A 15,643-nucleotide genomic window follows, 5' to 3' on the forward strand; every position below is an offset into this window, starting at 1 on the left:
TTAATAGTAGAGCGAAATTGCCTGTGCAGGCAGATCTCTATCGTAACGGCTGGAGTTGAAAAGCTAAAGGATGTAACGTCGCTGGAACGTCAATTCTTCTAGAGCACTTCGTGCAGTGGCTCGTAGTCGTCGACCAGGTATTGGGGACGTCCGGCGAGGTCCGGGATAGTGGTGCCGTGGAAATCGATGCCCAGGTGACGGTAGAGCGTGGCAAAGACTTCACCGAAGTGAATCGGCCGGTCTGCTACCTGGGCTCCCAGGCGATCAGTGGCGCCGATGACCTGACCGGTTTTGAATCCGCCGCCGGCAAGCAGGCCAGCTCCAACGGCCGGCCAGTGATCGCGGCCGCCATCTTTGTTGATCTTGGGAGTTCGTCCGAATTCGCCCCAGGCGACCACGGCGACGTCATCGGCCATGCCCCGCTCGTGCAGGTCTTCGATCAGTGTAGCCAGGCCCTGGTCGAATTGTGGCAGGTGGGTATTTTTCAGACCGCCAAAGTTGTTGCTGTGGAAATCCCAGCGACCGAAGTTCAAGGTCACAATCCGGGCACCGGCTTCCACCAGACGGCGGGCCATCAGGAAGTGCTCCAGGTTACGCGGTGCGCCATCGCCGAAGTTTTTGGGATCACCTTTTCCGTAACGCTCCCGGATGGCGGGATCTTCCTGGGAAAGATCGAGGGCGTTGACCAGTCGATTGGAAGTCAGGATATTGAACACCTGCTGGTTCATGTCATCCATACCCTGCATCGAGCCGCTGGCATCGGCATCGCGTTTGAATTGATCGAAGGTGGCCAGCAGTTGCTTACGATCGTTCAGTCGTGCTTCATCAATGCCGTTGAGGACCATGTTTTTCCGCGAGGGACCTGAGGGGCGGAAAGCGGAATGACTGACACCGAGGAATCCGGGAAGCCCCGGAGAGCCGTAAGGGGGATGCCCCGTATCGGGAGCAAGCCCTACGAAGGGAGGGACAGCAGGATCGGCGGCTCCCTGAATCTTGGAAACGACCGAACCGATGGACGGCCATCCGCCCGCCGGCTGGTTCCGAGTCGTACGACCGGTGTAGCAGATGAATGAATCGTGTGCTCCATTAGGAGAACCATAGACCGAACGCAGGGGAATGATCTTCTCGGCGATATTTCCCAGTCGCGGCAGATGTTCACAGATCTGGAAGCCGGGAACGCGGGTGTCGATGGGACGGAACTCGCCACGGATTTCCGCAGGGGCGTCCATCTTCAGGTCGTACATGTCCTGATGCGAAGGTGCGCCGCACATGTAGATCATGATCACGGCTTTATGTCGTTTACTACTGCCTGCTGCGGATTCTGCCTGCAGAAGTTGAGGCAGACTGATGCCACCCAGTCCCAGCGCACCGATCTTCAGGATTTCCCGACGGGAAATACGATCGCAGAGCTTCTTTTCCGGTCCCCAGATAGACAGCATGAAAAATCCTTTCTCAAGGAAGGGCAGGAGTTTAGTGAGGTTATCGGGCATTGCGCCTGGCAGGAGTTATATCAATGATCAAAAAACATTGATATAACAAATTGTAGCACTTCGGGGGGCGGAATTCCAAGCCCAAACTTCAAAACTCGGCTTTCAGATCAGGAAAAATCAGCTGACATTCCAGACCTGGTAAACTGACAAAAGCCTGACAAACAGGAGAGGTTTTAATTGTTTCAAAAGGAATTCGTGCCCTGGGGGGACCAGTTCTTTTGTATTCGTGATTTCCACAATATTTCCCTGCAGAATCTCCTGCTCTGACGTCTGTTTCCGGGCCTGATCTGTAACCAGATCTACTTAGCTGCCTTCAAAATCCTGCGAGCAAACCAGTTAATCCTGTTTTGGGAAATTCGCGGAATAGTGTTCATAATGCCAAAAAAAGATTTGAATTTTTGAAATAGAGTGAGAAAATAAGGGAGATTACTTAATTCTAACTATGTTTAAAAATCGAGGGAAAAGCCGGCGTTTGCTTACTGAATGAGATTCTGATCGCTTTAGTTAGGGAGATCAAAGGTGAATCCAATCAACTCTGATTTTAAGACCAGGCAAGCTTCCTCAAGTGAGTCGAGTGATTCTGAAGGTCCAGTAGAACTGGCTTCTCAACAGACTCCGTTGTTTCAACCTCCTCCCCCTACCAGCGGTGACTCTTCAAAACTGGACCGCTGGCTGATGCGGACCATGCTCGAAAAAGCCGGTAATCCGGAAGTCGAAGTGGTCTTGTGGGATGGGAGTGTCATCACCACGGCGACTTCTCCCGTTTCGGTTCGCGCGCATATTCGCAATCGCAGTACATTGTACAAGCTGCTGTTCGATCCGAGTCTGTATTTCGGGGATGGCTATTCGCTGGGAACCATCGAGGTCGAGGGGGGGCTGGTCGAATTTAATGAGGCGATTGATCAAGGCACTCACAAGATCGATACGCAGGGGTTCTATCGGGATCGGTTTCGCAGAAGTCTGAGCTGGTTGAAGCGGAATACCATAGATGCCGCCCGGCACAATATTCATCACCACTACGATATCGGGAATGACTTTTACCAGCTTTGGCTCGACGAACAGCTGGCCTACACCTGTGCCTATTTTCCTGATCCTGACGCTTCTCTTGAAGCGGCCCAGGTCGCCAAGATGGATCATGTCTGCCGTAAAGTCGGTTTAAAGCCGGGGGGCTCGGTTGTGGAAGCCGGCTGTGGCTGGGGCGCGCTGGCGATTCACATGGCGAAACATTATGGCGTGAGTGTGCGTGCTTTCAATATTTCCCGCGAGCAACTTGCATATGCCCGCGAACGTGCCAGGCGCGAAGGGCTTGAAAAACAGGTTGAATTTGTCGAAGACGACTGGCGGAATATTACGGGTTCTTATGACTCATTCGTCTCGGTCGGCATGCTGGAACATGTCGGCTTGAAGAACTACGAGGAACTGGGCCGCGTGATTGCCCGCTGTCAGCGTCCCCACGGACGCGGTCTGATTCATTCGATCGGCTGTAATTCGCCCCGGGTACTCGACAGCTGGACGACCAAACGGATCTTCCCTGGTGCCCACGTACCCAGTCTGAGTGAGTTCATGAGGATCTTTGAGCCGCAGAAGTTTTCCGTACTCGATGTCGAAAACATCCGGCTGCATTATGCCCGAACGCTGGAGCACTGGCTGGAACGCTATGAGCAGAACATTGACCAGGTCCGCGATATGTTCGATGAAACCTTTATTCGCACCTGGCGACTTTATCTGTCGGCTTCGGTGGCTGCGTTCCGCTCCGGTTCGCTGCAGTTGTTTCAGGTGGTCTTTACGAATGGAGCCAATAACGAAATTCCCTGGACCCGAGCCGGCCTGTATCAGGACCAGCAGTCCGGTTCAGTAGAAGGATAGACCGGTGTCAGAGACAGACAGCTGTGATGTACTGATTGTGGGCGGAGGTCCGGGCGGTTCATCCTGTGCCTGGGGGCTTCGCGAGTCGGGGCTGGATGTGCTGATTCTCGACAAAGCGACATTTCCCCGGGACAAAGTCTGTGCCGGCTGGATCACCCCGGCTGTGGCAGAGCTGCTGGAACTCGATCTGGATGATTATTCTCACGGGCATGTCCTGCAGCCCATCAGTCGCTTTCGTACGGGTCTGATTGGCGGAAGCACGCTGCACACTGAATACCCCGAAACGGTCAGCTATGGGATTCGTCGTTGCGAATTCGATCACTATCTGCTGCAGCGCTGCGGAGCACGGACCCGGCTGGGAGAGTCCTTTCAGTCGCTCGAACGAACAGCGGACGGCTGGCTGGTAAACGGGAATCTTTCTGCGAAAATGGTGGTCGGTGCCGGAGGACATTTCTGTCCGGTGGCCCGCGAAATTAACGACAAACATGCGGGTGATCACTCGGTGGTCCTGGCCCAGGAGACCGAAGTTCAACTCACTCCCGAACAACAGCAGCGGTGCCGCGTTCAGCCCGATACGCCCGAGCTTTATTTCTGTCGCGATTTCAAAGGCTATGCCTGGTGTTTTCTGAAGGATGGTTATCTGAATGTGGGCATCGGTCGTGAGGGAGAAAAGCAACTCTCCACGGCCCGGGATGAGTTCACGGAGTACCTGGATCGGGAACAACGCGTTCCCAGGGACATCCTCGGGAAATTCAAAGGGCACGCCTATCGCCTGTATGGTCTGCAGAAGCGCACGATCATCGACGATGCCCTGCTGCTGATCGGAGATGCCGCCGGCCTGGCGTCACCACAGAGTGGCGAGGGAATTCGTCCGGCCATCGAATCGGGGTTGATGGCGGCAGATGTGCTGCAGAACTGTCAGCCGAATTTTGAGAAAGGGCAGCTGCAGGTCTATCAGGACCGACTGCTGGAACGGTTCGGTCCCTGGCCGGATGAGCCCGCGCACAGCATGCTGCCCGATGTCTTCCGTCAGTTCCTGGGTCGACAATTAATGGGAACCCAGTGGTTTACCCGCAAGGTGCTGCTGGATCGCTGGTTCCTGCAGCAGCATCTTCCCCCACTGGTCCGCAGCTGAGTCAGCGATTTAACTCAGTTGGGACCATTCAAGCTCGATGCCCTGCCCGGTCAGCTTTTGCTGGAAGTCTTCCAGTTGCTGTGGCGTGTTTCTGATCTGGCGTGGTGTCGTGTGACTGGTCAGTGCGTGGGCACACAGGGCACCTGCTGCTTCGCCAATCGACCATTCCACGGGATGCAGACGATAGCAGCCGTTAGAGATATGTGTCGTTCCAATGTTTTTGCAACCCGGGATCAGGTTTTCGACACGTTCTGGAATCAGCGCACCCAGTGGGACCTGGAATGGCACGCTTCCCATGTCGATGTAGTTGTCGCCTCCCGTACTGGGATGCAGATCCAGATGGTAATAGCCAATGCCAACCGAGTCGGCGAAGGGTTTGGCCAGCAGTGGCTTTTGGTCCTTGCCCTGCACTTTGAGACGTTCGTCGTAGGTCAGGTCCTGTTCCTTGATGGTCAGCTCAGCCTTGATGCGGCGGGACTCGCGGATGTAGGGATACTTCGCCAGACCGTCTTCTGTTCCCACAATATCTTTCCGCAGACGCAGGCCCGGCCAGCCTTCTCCGCCATCCGGACGGGGAGCGGAGGTCTGCAGCCAGTAGAGGAGTGACAGGCTGAGTTGTCTGGCGGCGTGGAGCTGTTTCTCCCGCTCTGCCTGAGTAACGTCGGTAATGTTTCCCAGCATATAGTCGTTTTGCGGCCAGTTAACGACGGTGATGTCGCTGACATACGAACCGGGAGTGAAGTTGCTGCGATCGATCATCCGGCGGTAGAGCCAGAGATTGAGTGATTTCGTGCGGGGCGCAGGTCTCTCTTTTCCAGAGGGGACAAACGAGAGCGCTTTGGGTTTGAGCGTACGCGGGTGCGAGTAATTGAGTGAAAGAATCTTGCCGGACCAGGCTGGGTTGAGGGGGGGCACATGGTCTTTCCAGAAATCATACATCGCAGGACGATCGATGGTATGATCTTCCCCTTCCCGATGATCGATGGCGAAGCAGTGCGTGAGCGCCTGGATGTTCTGCTTATTGGCTGTTTCCGGGGCATGCGGTTCGCCGGTTTGAGCCTGCGATTCTGCGCCCAGTACGTATTCGGTTTTCGTCAGTGGGAGCAAGTCCCCTTCTTCGCTGGCATCAACAAAGTAAGTGCCATGAAGTGTGACGGGGTGACCACTTCCTGCGATCTGACAGTCAACGCTTTCAATGCGGTCTCCTGTGCAGGCTGCTGACAACGGTTGAGTGTTGATGAGCAGTGTGAGCTGACCGCTGCTGATCAGTGGTGCCAGCATGGACTGCAGGGCTGCGACGCCGACCCGGGGTTCATGGCAGATCCGGGAGACCGAACCGTTGCCCGGATTCAGGTTCTCCAACTGGCGGGCTTTTTTCGTCAGCGGGTAGTGCTGTTTATAATAGTCGCGGATCAGAGTCCGGAGCTGGGCGTAGCTCTGTGTGCGTCCAAAGGACTCAATCCACTTATGCTCATCGGGGGGGACCGCCTGCTGTGAAATCTGCCCGCCGATCCAGTCGGTCGGTTCAGTCAGAATCACCGACACGCCGTTGCGGCAAGCTGCGAGGGCGGCAGCACAGCCTCCCAGACCAGCGCCGATCACGACAACATCTGCTTTCAGTTCGCGTGGCATTGCGGCAGCGGCACTACGGGACTGCATGGCCTGCAGAAAACCAAGACTGAAGATACCGGAACCGTAAAAGCCACACTGTTGCAGGAAACGTCGTCGATGCATGAGAATAGATTTCAGAAAACGGGTGAGATTGTCGGTGATGATTGATTAAGATAAGCGAATCACCGGTTTCACAAATAATGCGAGCTGATTTACTTTATCTTGTTTAGTATATCGGAAGCGAGACCGAACGAAAGTGAAGTTGTCTGGTGAATGAATAATCGTGACAAGAAAAAATGGGAGAGACTTTGATGCGGAACATCGCGTGCCTGCTGTTCATCGCCTGGTGTTGTGCTCCCCGGTTGTCGCTGGCGAGTGACTGTTTCCAGATTCGTGTGATCGACGCTGCTACGAAACGGGGCATTCCGCTGGTCGAGTTGAAGACTGTCAATGAGATTCAGTATGTGACCGACAGCAATGGGATCGCTGCGGTAAATGAACCGGGACTGGTGAATCAGGAAGTCTATTTTTTCATTCGCAGTCATGGTTATGAATATCCCGCGGATGGTTTCGGGTATCGGGGCAAGAAGCTGAAAGTGACGTCGGGCGGGAACGCGGTTCTGGAACTGAAACGCATCAACCTGGCGGAACGACTTTATCGCATCACGGGAGGCGGAATCTATCGGGACAGCCTGCTGACGGGAGAACCGGTGCCTTTGAAACATCCGGTACTCAATGCGCAGGTACTGGGATCGGACAGTGTGCAGAACACGTTATTTCAGGGACGGGTCTACTGGTTCTGGGGAGATACGAACCGCACCAGTTATCCGCTGGGGAACTTTCAGGTTCCCGGGGCCATCTCGGAACTGCCCCAGCGGGGAGGCCTGCCGATCGAGCGGGGAATAAACCTGGAGTATTTCGTCGATGAGAGTGGCTTTGCCAGCCAGACCTGCCCGATGCCGGGACCGGGACCGACCTGGATCGATGCGCTGGTGACCTTGGAGGATGAATCGGGTCGGGAGCGTCTGTTTGCGAAATATGTGAAGGTGAAGGCACCACTGACGGTCTACGAACGGGGGCTGGTTGAATTCAATTTAGAATTGAACCAGTTTGAAAAGCGGAAGACATTCGATTTCGACGCACCGCTCTACCCGGTCGGTCATCCGGTGCGGTATGAAATGGAGGGGCGTGATTATCTGCTGTTCGGACTGGAGATCCCCCTGATCCGTGTGCCTGCGACCGTGGATGCCCTGGGAGAACTCAGTGAATATGAAACTTACTCGTATCTCCAGCCGGATGCTAAGAAAGGTCTCTGGACTGTAGACCGCGATGATCGGGGACATGTGAAATACACCTGGCGGAAAGGAGTTCCCCCTTTGAGTTATGAACTGGAGCAGAGGCTGATTGCTGAGCAGCGGCTGCGACCGGAGGAGGCCTTTTTCCAGTTTCGCGATCTAAAAACAAAGCAACGTGTGCAGCTGCATAACAGTTCGGTGGCCTGGAACGCGTATCGTAATAAGTGGACGATGATCGCTTCGCAGAAGAACGGGACCTCGATGCTGGGTGAGATCTGGTATTCGGAAGCTGACAGCCCACTGGGGCCGTGGAAGTGGGGCCGCAAGATCGTGACACACGACAGATACAGCTTTTACAATCCGAAGCAGCATCCCCTGTTTGCCCGGGAAAATGGACGACTGATTTATTTTGAGGGGACTTACACGACGCTCTTCTCGGGGAACAAAGTCAAAACGCCGCGTTACGATTACAATCAGATCATGTATCGCCTGGACCTGTCCGATCCACGACTCACTGCAGACCAGTTCGCGCAATAAAAACACAGAGCCAAGTCCGATCAGGGGCTGACTCTGTGTTTGATCTCAGTCAAACAATCGCGAGCCGCTTACGAATCATCGCCTGTGAGTTTATCGATCAGAAATTCATTCGTGTTTTTGTATTTCTCTGATTTCGACACGCCGGGGATCAAGAGGTGGCATTCCATACCGGACTTATCGGCTTTCTCTTTCATTTTGACACCGTAAACCGGGTGATGAATTCCGTGGCCGGCGTTTTCTGATGGGAGTTTCATATTGTTGCCGTATGTCATCAGCAGTGGTGGGTCGTCCGCGGTCACGTGGTTGTAGGGAGAGAACTCCTTGTACAGAGCTGCGTGCTTTTCGTAGTTGTCCATGACTTCCTGCATGCTTTTACCGCCCACTGATTTGTAAATCATGGCGTGCTTGAGCACGTTCGGACCGAGCCAGGGTTCGATGACTTTGGGGTCGATGGAAGTCTGGCCCCCGCCGACAGCTGCTGCGGTGACCCGCGTTGATTCACGCAGGACCGGGTCTTTCGCTTTGGGATCGGCCATATCATCGTGGCAGAGCAGCCACATGGATGTGCAGGCACCGGCGCTACCTCCCGTCAGGGCGATTTTATTCTTGTTGATGTTCCACTCTTTGGCCTTGTGCCGCAGAAACTGAATTGCCCGCGCCGCATCGTATACAGGAGCGGGCAGCGGTGCTTCCCCCGTCAGGCGGTAATTGACTGCCGCGTAGGAAATGCCTTTGTCGAGAAACGTTTTGATATTGCCGGGCAGACGGGCTTTGTTGCCTCCGATCCAACCACCCCCGTGGATATAAACCAGCAGCGGTCGCGGCCCTTCCCCTTTGGCTTCCCAGAAGTCGAGCTTGTTCATGTTGTAGGGACCGTAGGAAACATCAGCGTAGGTCGGCTTCGGCTGGTCTGCTGCCAGGGCCGTTGAGGTCATCAGTGTCAAAGCCGCAGCGAGCGAAAGAAACAGGCGTTGCATAGGACGAGATCCTTATATCGGGTGAAAATAACCAGAAGGAGTTCTGAAGAAAATGAATTCCTTTCTGATCATCTTGTGCAGTTTTGGGATGGGAATCAAGAATCTAATGCGAGGAGTTCCTTTCAATCGCCGGACGGGCTATGATGCTGGAGTGTGAAGAATGAGCTGCTCTGGAGAAAACAACCGTTGATAAGGGAGAGTGTTTTGATGAAACAATGGTTTCTAAGTGGATTGGTGTGGTTGTGTCTGTTAAGTACATCTCTGCTGCAGGCCGGCGATAAGACACCAGAAGTATCTCCCGCACGCGCCCAACAACTCTGGCAGCAGATCGCTCCCTTTTTTGAACCCGGTGCTGAATTCCAGGGTGACCTGGGGGATTTGAAAACACCGCTGAAATTCTACGATGGGAGTCCGGTGAAGACCAAAGCGGACTGGCAGAAGCGTCGTCAGGAAATTCTCAAGACCTGGCACACAATGATGGGTGGATGGCCGCCCGTGAATGAACATCCCGATGTGAAAACTCTCAAGCAGGAGCAGAAGGAAGGATATACGCAGTACACGGTCCAGTTCGACATTGCTCCCGGGCATCCCAATACCGGTTACCTGTTGATTCCCGATGGTGCGAAGCCGGATCACAGTCGTCCGGCTGTGCTGGTGGTCTATTATGAACCGGAGACTGGTGTCGGCCTGAAAGGCGAAAATCGGGACTTTGCCCGGGCCCTGGCCAAACGGGGTTTCGTGACATTTTCTGTCGGCCATGACTATTCACTCTACTATCCCAATCGCGAGAAAGCGGAGATCCAGCCGTTGTCTGCTTTGGCCTACGGAGCAGCGAATGCCTTTCATGTGCTGGCGAACCGCAGTGAAGTCGATCCCGAACGGATCGGAGTCATGGGGCACTCGTATGGCGGCAAGTGGTCGATGTTCGCTTCCTGTCTGTACGATAAATTCGCCTGTGCTGCCTGGTCGGATGGCGGGATTGTCTTCAATGAAAAGCGTCCCAGCGTGAATTACTGGGAACCCTGGTATCTGGGATATGAAGGGCCGGATTTCCGCAAACGGGGATTACCTACCAAAGAGAATCCACGAACCGGGCTGTATAAACGGCTCGTCAAAGAAGGCCACGATCTGCATGAACTGCATGCGTTGATGGCGCCGCGTCCCTTCCTGGTGTCAGGCGGTTCGGAAGATCCCCCCAGTCAGTGGCGGGCACTGAATCACACGATCGCTGTAAATGATTTCCTGGGATATAAAAACCGGGTCGCGATGACGAATCGTGAGAAGCATTCACCGAACCCGGAATCGAATGAGCAAATCTATCGCTTCTTCGAATACTGGCTGATGCAGGATCAACTGGATCAACAGAAGTAAACTGAACGCATCTGGCGAAACGGTCGAGCGTTATTTCAGATCGAATTCCAGATCGGATGTGCCCCCTTCCGGAACCGTTGCCTTGAAAGGCGAAGTGCCGAAATCGCTGAATTTGTGAGGCAGTTGATTGATGGCACCGACGTCTGCAGGGAATTCGCTTTCGGGAACCTGGGAACCATCGGGCATCACGAAATGTTCGAACAGCACGCGGTAGTTTCCGGGAGGCACGCCGTCGCGGCCGTCCTGGTAGCGGAGCATGAACTGGCCTGACTCATCGGTGGTGCCACGTCCCCCCTGCCCGCCGGTCTGGCCGTCAGGAAAGAAAACCACGGAGACCCCCGGCACTGCTTTGCCCTTAATCTTTACGGTTCCCCAGGTGGGAAAGGTTTTTAATTCATCACGCTTGGTCTCTGAACTGCCGCAGGCAGTCAGGCATAACAACGACAGAACACAAAAAAATCTTACAGCCATGGGATTCGTTTCAAATAATATTTCTGGATGAAAATCAACCGGCGACAATTGTGCCGCCGATTGAAGAGTGAAACTGTCCGTCAGAGATTAAAATTCGCCGAGTACGTTTCCGTCGGCGATATAGGAGAGATAGACCCGCGTGGTGGCGTCAATGTTTTCGCTGATGAACCGGACGGCTCCATCGCCGAGTAGAACATGACAGCCACCCGTGTGAAGACTACCCGAGTAACCCCAGGATGCGAGATTACCTACGGGACCGCTGGAGTACCAGGTATTGATGTTCGCACCCGCGAAGTTGGTACCATTGCCGACCCATTTTGCAAAGCCCCAGGCGGTTCCTTCACCGTTGGCAACCAGACGTGTGGTTTCCACAACAGCGACTGTATTGCTCATGCCGTCTGAGACATCACGGAATTTGGCACACCCGTTGAAACCGAACATCGGTCGGCTGGAAATACCGAGTTCTCCCCAGTTGGTGCAGGTCGAATACTGGCTGTTGGTGCTGAAATCATAGTTCGTGAACACACCCAGCAGAGTTGAGTTCCCCGGGGAAATGGAATAATGGGTGCTGGATGTTGTGCTGTAAACCTCGGGGGTCGCGTCTGACGGACAGTGGAATGCCTTAATGATGGTCGAAACAACTTCGTCATTGGCATTCCCAGAAGCTCCCGGTGCGACAATGTTCCCGCCTGAAGGGTTGTAAGAACCCGAGGCGTAACTTGAGTTGAATTTATTATACAAAGCACTCTGTTCGAGATAGGGTAAGAGCAGCAACCAGCCGCGGTGATTCAGGGTAACTTTACCACCTGTGCTGGCCGAGCCGGCACTACAGGAACCGGAGTGGGAAACAGAGTAAGGCAGCACTCCAAACGTTTCGTTGTAGTTGTGCAGTGCCAGTCCCAGTTGTTTGAGATTGTTCTTACAGGTGGAGCGTCGTGCTGCTTCACGTGCCTGCTGGACAGCGGGCAGCAGGAGCGCAATCAGGATAGCGATGATGGCAATGACCACCAGCAGTTCGATCAGCGTAAATCCTTTACGGCGTGGTTTGGGAAAGGACACAGAGGACTCCTTAAGAAAGAATAATGACGATCGATGAGAGAACAGCCGCACGATCTCTGCCAGTCATGAATGTCTGGCGTGACCGAATTCAGAATGTTCAGTCATTAGAAAAAGATAATAAATATCTTTAAGCAAGCAGCGTGCCAATCAGTGTGATTCGTGTCTCAGTCTGGTCGTTTTTTTGTGCATAATCAGATTAAAATAGAACTTTTGAGTTTTCTTGAGTGAATCCTCGCTGTTGTCCGAATTAGAATGGAACAGTGAAATCGGGCTCTGCTTCAGCTGTTATTGCCTGATTATTGGGCACCATCTCCCACTGACAGTGGATTCTGTCCCGCTTTGAACAGTACTGTAAATTGTTGATTCCCGGCACTTTGTTCTTAACCCAGACGAGGTTCTCACCATGTCGACCACTACTCCGCCCGTCATCAAAAACTTCAAAATGACTGGAATCATTCTCTGTGTGCTCGGGGTGATTTCTCTGATCACACCCGCGGTGGCCGGGACAGCGGTCGTGCTGGTGATTGGTTCCCTGCTGATGTTCGGTGGATTTCTCTACCTGTTTCAGACGTCACAGGCCGGAGACACGTCCGGTAAAATGATGCACATCATCCTCGGGGTTCTGATGATTCTCGGAGGCTTTGGGATCATCAGTCATCCCCTGTTCGGGTTGTCGTTCCTGACATTGATGATGGCGATGTTCTTCCTGTTTGAAGGGACCTGGAAGGTTCTGATGTCCTTCAGTCTCAAGCCCGCTGCAGGTTGGGGACAGGTCCTGTTCAGCGGACTTATCTCACTGCTGCTGGGGGGACTGATCTGGGCTGAGTGGCCTCTCTCCGGGCTCTGGGCCGTAGGAACTCTGCTCGGCGTCGACCTGCTGCTGACCGGATTTTTCCTGATCAACGTCGGCAATCTGCCCGGAATGCCTGGTCAAGATCCATCTGCGACTCCCCAGGATACTGAATCTCCGCAGCAATAAGCGGAGTGTAATCTACTGCTTCGGCACTGGTGGCAGTGCCGGGGCGGCCGGAGTGACCGGCTTGAGAACTTTCACGTTGGCCTTGGCCTCTGTGGATTCATCCGGTGTCTTGTAGCTTTTGCTGCCCAGTTGTGCGGTTCGATTGGGATCCATTCGGTTCCGGTAGATGACCAGTCCATCGATGGCGTGATACAGGGCGGAATAATTGACCTTTTCCCCTTTGTTATCGATGATATCGTTGGCCAGCAGAGAAACTGCTTTACGAACCCATTCTTCATTCAGACGCTCATCCGGCAGCGCCATCATCAGGAATTCGAGGGTATGCCCTGTCGTTTCCAGACGCTCCTGGAAGTTTTCGCAGGCGCTTTTCTGGAAGAAGTAATCGTAAGAGAAGGAACCGTCCAGGTTCTGCATCGCTTTGGCTTCTTCAATGTATCGCTGCAGTTTCTGATCTGCTTCCAGCCAGTAGCTCGATAACCGATGTCCTGCGTTCCGATAGGTGTTGCGGGCATAAGCGAGTGCGAATAAAGCGTGTGTACCACCGCAGGGAGAGTCGTTGGTGACGGTGTTGTTCTGCATGTAAACCAGGTCTGACATATGCCACTCTTCCCCGTTTTTATCGTACCAGACGGCGTCCGGTCCGAGGTAGTGGACCAGGGCCCACAGAGACCAGGTGACCTCTTCATTTTCCTGGATTTCTTTCTTGGCATTTTCGACCATGTCTGCCACGGTGATGGGACCATCGGGAGTCTGAACCTGGTGATCTAAGGGTATGTCAGCCATCGCCATGATCGCCAGTGACTGATTCTTATGACCTTCGAAGGCGTTCTCTTTTGTGTAAGGATGGGGACGTCCGCCGAACTCGGTTTTCTGGAACCAGGGTTCGCCGTCGTAGGTGACTCCGGACGAGAGCCATTCCAGGGCATTGACGGTCTGGCCATCTTTCTTGATCTGATAGTCTTTGCGAAACGCCAGAATGCCGTGGAAAATTTCCCAGGGAGAATGCTTTTCCGACTCGAGATACTTCTGCTGCGAGACCTCGATGGCCTGCTCTACTTTTTTCAGCAGTTCTTCGGGTGATTCGAGCTCTCTGCTGCTGGCAACTTTGGTTTCCGTTTCACTGCTGGAATCTGCGGAATCCGAAGGGGATGACTGATTGCAGCCCGTTGTGAAACAGAGGCCGGCGAACAGAAGTACAAACAGCGAAAGACGTAACGAAACATTCATGATTGGGGAAATTCCAGGGATATTAACGTATTTCAGGGATAATCGCAGGCAGGAGCCGCTGCAGGAGTTGAGCTCACCGGCGGCTGTCTGTTTGAATGTACCACGTAAAATGGCGGAAGTAAATCATATAAGTTGTCTAAAATGTCTATATTTTCAGTCGAGGCGCGTTGGTTTGAGGGTTGTTTTATGCATTACACAAAGATTGCAGGACTTACGGTGCCATTTACATGAATTCGAAATCTGAGAACTGCTGCAACCGCACTGCTCCCCCACATTTCAACCGGGCATAACATCGCCGACCTGATCTCACACCAGGTAATGCTGGGAATCCGGTTCAATTCGCTGGGGAATCTGATCGGCTGCCGGTAAGTAGCCTGGCTGGTCAGAGTGTTGCATCGTTGATCAAGGTGAGTACATTCAGCAACCGGGCCGCATCCGATTGCTGTGTCTCATCTGGATTGAAGCCATAGCTGTCCATCCACCCTTTTAATGACTGTCGGTTGAAGAGCCGGAGTGCCGAACAGTGGATGCGCAGGTTGTCTGATTCATCGAACAGCAGATAACCGGACTCATCATTCAGTCGGCAGCTCAGGCGTTCGACCGGAGCCTGCTGTGTATCGGACAGCGACAGACTCTGACAGCAGGTACAGACGAGAAACTGAGGTTCCGCGTCCTGCGATTGCAGTCGGAGCACAGCGATGGCATGTGAGAGTGTGTATGTCAAAAATCGCACTTCCCCCTGCTCCAGTAGAACTCGTGTTTCCTGCGGGGCACATTTGATCCAGCCGCTTTCCGCATCGGATGTAGAAGTCATATCGCCAGGACCAGCAGCATGAGCAGCGCGACGGCGTTACCGATGATGAGCGTCCAGTAGCCGAACTTTCTGAGGCTGGTGGTATACTCGGCGTCCTGTCCTGCTGACTGGTACTGGGCGTTCAGCGCTTCGTTTTCTGCGATGATTGCGCGGGCGGCAGCCTGTTGATCCTGCAGCACCATGACTTCGACGCCCCCCGGTGCTTCGGCCCGGAATTGTGCGGTGAAGCCGCCGGTCTGTGTGGCGGTAATGCCCTGCTCTGCGAGCAGATCGATCAGCAAGGCAGCTTCGAGTTCGGTGGAGACTGTCGCGACAGTGATCAGTGATGTTTGGTTGGGAGCCATGGCGGCTGTTCCTGTTTGTTGTTCTGCCGATCGGGGTGAACCAGTGGCGGAGGCGGACTGTCTGGTTACCAGAACTCAGTCCTGCTGCATTGATCGTAAGCTCTTTGATTTATTGACGAGTTCTTCAATGAGCGGTAATACCATTTCGTGCAGTGGATTCAACTCACATTTCATTCGGGAATAAGGATCGACCATCACGAAATAATCCATGAGAGGCGCTTCGGGATGGGGTTCGTAACCCACGACGATGGTGATTCTGTCGGGACCCTGGGTGTATTCCAGAATCTCGGACCAGCCTGTCGAGTTAGTGAAATCGTACTCTTCTTTGGTATGACTGACTAATTCAAGTCCACTGCACCGTTGTTGGACCTGTTGTAGTACCGACATCGCAGTCGGGTGATCGAGCTCATAGAGGCAAAGCGCTGCTGTCATTGGGCGTTCCTGGTGTGGATTGTTTTTTGTGTCGC

At 53.7% G+C, this 15,643-nt stretch carries 14 protein-coding genes; 5 read left to right on the top strand and 9 right to left on the bottom strand.

Annotation, left to right across the window (positions count from 1 at the left end):
• Positions 1-98: 98 nt before the first annotated feature.
• On the bottom strand, positions 99-1,439 hold the full coding sequence (locus RID21_RS00195; RefSeq protein WP_350186597.1) for a DUF1501 domain-containing protein: 1,341 nt from the start codon (positions 1,437-1,439) through the stop codon (positions 99-101).
• 570 nt (positions 1,440-2,009) lie between these two features.
• Between RID21_RS00195 and RID21_RS00200 the strand changes: the two genes are divergently transcribed.
• Positions 2,010-3,356, top strand: coding sequence for a class I SAM-dependent methyltransferase (locus RID21_RS00200; RefSeq protein ID WP_350186599.1), 1,347 nt, complete (start codon positions 2,010-2,012; stop codon positions 3,354-3,356).
• Between the two features lie 4 nt (positions 3,357-3,360).
• Complete coding sequence (locus RID21_RS00205) at positions 3,361-4,491, top strand: NAD(P)/FAD-dependent oxidoreductase (RefSeq protein WP_350186600.1); 1,131 nt, start codon at positions 3,361-3,363, stop codon at positions 4,489-4,491.
• 9 nt (positions 4,492-4,500) lie between these two features.
• On the opposite strand, the gene RID21_RS00210 is transcribed toward RID21_RS00205, so the two are convergent.
• Positions 4,501-6,225, bottom strand: coding sequence for an FAD-dependent oxidoreductase (locus tag RID21_RS00210; protein ID WP_350186601.1), 1,725 nt, complete (start codon positions 6,223-6,225; stop codon positions 4,501-4,503).
• Between the two features lie 188 nt (positions 6,226-6,413).
• Here RID21_RS00210 and RID21_RS00215 point away from each other — a divergent pair, with 188 nt between their 5' ends.
• Positions 6,414-7,934 carry a glycoside hydrolase family protein gene (locus RID21_RS00215; protein WP_350186602.1) on the top strand — a complete coding sequence of 507 codons (1,521 nt, stop codon included), beginning with the start codon at positions 6,414-6,416 and terminating at the stop codon, positions 7,932-7,934.
• Between the two features lie 68 nt (positions 7,935-8,002).
• Here the strand turns inward: RID21_RS00215 and RID21_RS00220 are convergent, their stop codons facing one another.
• Positions 8,003-8,911, bottom strand: a complete 909-nt coding sequence (locus RID21_RS00220) for an alpha/beta hydrolase fold domain-containing protein (RefSeq protein WP_350186603.1) — start codon at positions 8,909-8,911, stop codon at positions 8,003-8,005.
• Between the two features lie 207 nt (positions 8,912-9,118).
• Between RID21_RS00220 and RID21_RS00225 the strand changes: the two genes are divergently transcribed.
• Positions 9,119-10,282 carry an alpha/beta hydrolase family protein gene (locus RID21_RS00225; protein WP_350186604.1) on the top strand — a complete coding sequence of 388 codons (1,164 nt, stop codon included), beginning with the start codon at positions 9,119-9,121 and terminating at the stop codon, positions 10,280-10,282.
• Positions 10,283-10,312: 30 nt separating this feature from the next.
• Here RID21_RS00225 and RID21_RS00230 read toward each other — a convergent pair whose 3' ends face one another.
• Entirely contained in the window at positions 10,313-10,753 is a 441-nt protein-coding gene (locus tag RID21_RS00230; RefSeq protein WP_145040412.1) for a hypothetical protein, read from the bottom strand.
• 87 nt (positions 10,754-10,840) lie between these two features.
• Positions 10,841-11,812: a DUF1559 domain-containing protein gene (locus tag RID21_RS00235; RefSeq protein WP_350186605.1), complete on the bottom strand. Its 972-nt coding sequence runs from the start codon at positions 11,810-11,812 to the stop codon at positions 10,841-10,843.
• A 403-nt stretch (positions 11,813-12,215) separates the two neighbouring features.
• Between RID21_RS00235 and RID21_RS00240 the strand changes: the two genes are divergently transcribed.
• Positions 12,216-12,791 carry an HdeD family acid-resistance protein gene (locus RID21_RS00240; RefSeq protein ID WP_350186606.1) on the top strand — a complete coding sequence of 192 codons (576 nt, stop codon included), beginning with the start codon at positions 12,216-12,218 and terminating at the stop codon, positions 12,789-12,791.
• A 12-nt stretch (positions 12,792-12,803) separates the two neighbouring features.
• On the opposite strand, the gene RID21_RS00245 is transcribed toward RID21_RS00240, so the two are convergent.
• The 4 genes from RID21_RS00245 to RID21_RS00260 all read right to left on the bottom strand — a co-directional run bounded on the left by RID21_RS00245 (position 12,804) and on the right by RID21_RS00260 (position 15,608).
• Positions 12,804-14,018 carry a hypothetical protein gene (locus RID21_RS00245; RefSeq protein WP_350186607.1) on the bottom strand — a complete coding sequence of 405 codons (1,215 nt, stop codon included), beginning with the start codon at positions 14,016-14,018 and terminating at the stop codon, positions 12,804-12,806.
• A gap of 382 nt (positions 14,019-14,400) precedes the next feature.
• Positions 14,401-14,832, bottom strand: coding sequence for a hypothetical protein (locus tag RID21_RS00250; protein ID WP_350186608.1), 432 nt, complete (start codon positions 14,830-14,832; stop codon positions 14,401-14,403).
• Positions 14,829-15,176 carry a hypothetical protein gene (locus tag RID21_RS00255; RefSeq protein WP_350186609.1) on the bottom strand — a complete coding sequence of 116 codons (348 nt, stop codon included), beginning with the start codon at positions 15,174-15,176 and terminating at the stop codon, positions 14,829-14,831. Before RID21_RS00255 ends, RID21_RS00250 begins: the two co-directional genes overlap by 4 nt.
• Positions 15,177-15,251: 75 nt before the next feature.
• Complete coding sequence (locus tag RID21_RS00260) at positions 15,252-15,608, bottom strand: hypothetical protein (protein WP_350186610.1); 357 nt, start codon at positions 15,606-15,608, stop codon at positions 15,252-15,254.
• Positions 15,609-15,643: the final 35 nt, after the last annotated feature.

It is taken from the genome of Gimesia sp., from assembly GCF_040219335.1.
GTDB lineage: Bacteria > Planctomycetota > Planctomycetia > Planctomycetales > Planctomycetaceae > Gimesia.

Bases quoted from the DNA above. Each gene is read 5' to 3' on its own strand.
- RID21_RS00225 (WP_350186604.1), top strand. From the start codon at position 9,119: ATGAAACAATGGTTTCTAAGTGGATTGGTGTGGTTGTGTCTGTTAAGT.
- RID21_RS00240 (WP_350186606.1), top strand. From the start codon at position 12,216: ATGTCGACCACTACTCCGCCCGTCATCAAAAACTTCAAAATGACTGGA.
- RID21_RS00220 (WP_350186603.1), bottom strand. From the start codon at position 8,911: ATGCAACGCCTGTTTCTTTCGCTCGCTGCGGCTTTGACACTGATGACC.
- RID21_RS00195 (WP_350186597.1), bottom strand. From the start codon at position 1,439: ATGCTGTCTATCTGGGGACCGGAAAAGAAGCTCTGCGATCGTATTTCC.
- RID21_RS00260 (WP_350186610.1), bottom strand. From the start codon at position 15,608: ATGACAGCAGCGCTTTGCCTCTATGAGCTCGATCACCCGACTGCGATG.
- RID21_RS00255 (WP_350186609.1), bottom strand. From the start codon at position 15,176: ATGGCTCCCAACCAAACATCACTGATCACTGTCGCGACAGTCTCCACC.
- RID21_RS00215 (WP_350186602.1), top strand. From the start codon at position 6,414: ATGCGGAACATCGCGTGCCTGCTGTTCATCGCCTGGTGTTGTGCTCCC.
- RID21_RS00245 (WP_350186607.1), bottom strand. From the start codon at position 14,018: ATGAATGTTTCGTTACGTCTTTCGCTGTTTGTACTTCTGTTCGCCGGC.
- RID21_RS00250 (WP_350186608.1), bottom strand. From the start codon at position 14,832: ATGACTTCTACATCCGATGCGGAAAGCGGCTGGATCAAATGTGCCCCG.
- RID21_RS00210 (WP_350186601.1), bottom strand. From the start codon at position 6,225: ATGCATCGACGACGTTTCCTGCAACAGTGTGGCTTTTACGGTTCCGGT.
- RID21_RS00230 (WP_145040412.1), bottom strand. From the start codon at position 10,753: ATGGCTGTAAGATTTTTTTGTGTTCTGTCGTTGTTATGCCTGACTGCC.